Below are 2050 nucleotides of genomic sequence, written 5' to 3'. Positions count from 1 at the left end.
TACACCTACGACGGCAACGGAAACCGCACTTTGAAACGTCAGCTGGGAGGTGAGACCCTTTACCACTATGACCCGCTGAACCAACTGAATAAGGTGGAGTATCCCTCCTGTACTGAGGAACTGTTCTACGACAGGGCGGGCAACCGCACCCGGCGGCTGGTGGCCGGGGAGGAGGAGCTGTACCGGTACGACCCCCGCAACCGCCTGATGGCCTACACCAAAAACGGTGCGACCACGCCTTTCCAGTATGACAACGCGGGCAACCTGCTCCAGGATGACAAGGCGAAGTACACCTATGACGCCTTCAACCGCACCACCAGGGTGGAGACCTTTGACGGCAATGTACAGGTGAACCACTACGACGCGGAGGGCCTGCGGTATGAGATGGAGGAGAACGGGAACCTGGTGCAGTTCATCTTCAACCAGGAGCGTGAAGCCATAACCGAGGAGGACAGCGCCGGTCTGATCCGTCTCATCCGTTCCACGGAGCTGATTGCCCGAAGCAGCGATTCTGCCCGAACGTACTACCACTATGCCAGCGACGAGATGGGGTCTGCCACCCACATCGTGGACGATGCGGGTGCAGTCCAGAACCGCTACGAGTACGACGCCTGGGGCAACCTTACGGTCCAGGAGGAGGCCATCCCCAACCGCTTCACCTACTACGGCCAGCAGATCGACCCCATCACTCAGCAGTACTATCTACGCGCTCGGTTCTATAACCCAGTTATTGGCCGGTTTACGCAGGAGGACACTTACCGGGGCGATGGGCTCAACCTGTATACGTACTGCGCGAATAATCCAGTCTACTATATTGATCCAAGTGGCTTTGATAAAGATGTACTACAAAATATCGAAAATAGCGCTGATGTAATTAGAAACCGCTTTATTAGTAGGATTGCAGATATTAGATCACAGATGCCCAATAATAACTTGGGCAAACGTGGTAATATGGCGATGGCAGATGTTGATATTTCTGGGGTTAAAGATAGTTTTGTAGCTCATAGCAAAATAAATACGGAGACGGATAAAGGCGCAGATGTAGCAGAGTTTTCTTATTTGAAATCGGCAACAGAAAGAATTTTTACCACATATGTAGATGAAAAATATCCTAGATATCATGATACAGAAGCAAAAATTTTAGAAGATATAGCCGCTCAAATATCAGATCGCAATGTGGATGGAGTGATTAACTTGTATTCGGAATTGCCATGTTGCCAAAGTTGTTCAAATATTATTCTAGAGTTTAGAAGGATGTTTCCCAATATAATGTTAAATATATTTGTCGAGTAAGGGGTTAAATTATGATTTTTGAATATAGTGAATTGAAACAGTATGTTGAAGAAGATTTTAATCGATTTTATGAGATGGGATTTAGCGAAAAACAAATATTTCCTGCAGTTCTGAATGAATATGAGCACGGAGAAGATTTTTGCCTATTAGAGAATATTTGTATTCATATTTCACTGGTCTTAAATTATATGAAAAAAAATCTGAAGTGTGATGAAATAGTCAATGAATTAGAAAAATTGTTGAGTGGTGATATTGAGGATAAATTGGAGACTGAGCTTGGAAATGAATATGCTAAGTTCACTGTAGATTTATCAATAATCAGAAATGGTGGAGGTTGCGGTATTCAAAAGACTTAACCCGGACGGCACGCCCAAGGCCGTGACTCATGGCCCCATCCGGCAGGAGTACGCCTATGACCTGGACAAGAACCTGACGGGCTTGACCGTCCGCTCCGGGGACGCGCTTCTGGCCCGGAACAGCTACGCCTACGACGGCAACGGAAACCGCACTTTGAAACGTCAGCTGGGAGGTGAGACCCTTTACCACTATGACCCGCTGAACCAACTGAATAAGGTGGAGTATCCCTCCTATACTGAGGAACTGTTCTACGACAGGGCGGGCAACCGCACCCGACGGCTGGTGGCCGGAGAGGAGGAGCTGTACCGGTACGACCCCCGCAACCGCCTGATGGCCTATACGAAAAACGGCGTAACGACGATGTTCCAGTACGACAACGCCGGTAACCTTCTGGTGGACG

General features: G+C 48.2%; 3 protein-coding genes. All 3 read left to right on the top strand.

The window, feature by feature from the left end:
• Nucleotides 1-1293, top strand: a 1293-nt coding sequence (locus tag B5F35_RS19090) for a deaminase domain-containing protein (RefSeq protein ID WP_275532275.1), incomplete at its 5' end; no start/stop codon positions are given.
• A gap of 11 nt (nt 1294-1304) precedes the next feature.
• Nucleotides 1305-1649: a hypothetical protein gene (locus B5F35_RS18000; protein WP_087243045.1), complete on the top strand. Its 345-nt coding sequence runs from the start codon at nt 1305-1307 to the stop codon at nt 1647-1649.
• Nucleotides 1618-2050, top strand: a 433-nt coding sequence (locus B5F35_RS17995) for a hypothetical protein (RefSeq protein ID WP_140401294.1), incomplete at its 3' end; no start/stop codon positions are given. The genes B5F35_RS18000 and B5F35_RS17995, both read left to right, overlap by 32 nt.

The organism is Anaeromassilibacillus sp. An200, from assembly GCF_002160025.1.
Taxonomy (GTDB): Bacteria; Bacillota; Clostridia; order Oscillospirales; family Acutalibacteraceae; genus Caccousia; species Caccousia stercoris.
Note: the sequence above shows the minus strand (reverse complement) of the source record. Positions and strands in the feature narration are given on the sequence as shown.

Coding starts and splice junctions, on each gene's coding strand:
- B5F35_RS18000 (WP_087243045.1), top strand. CDS start 1,305: ATGATTTTTGAATATAGTGAATTGAAACAGTATGTTGAAGAAGATTTT.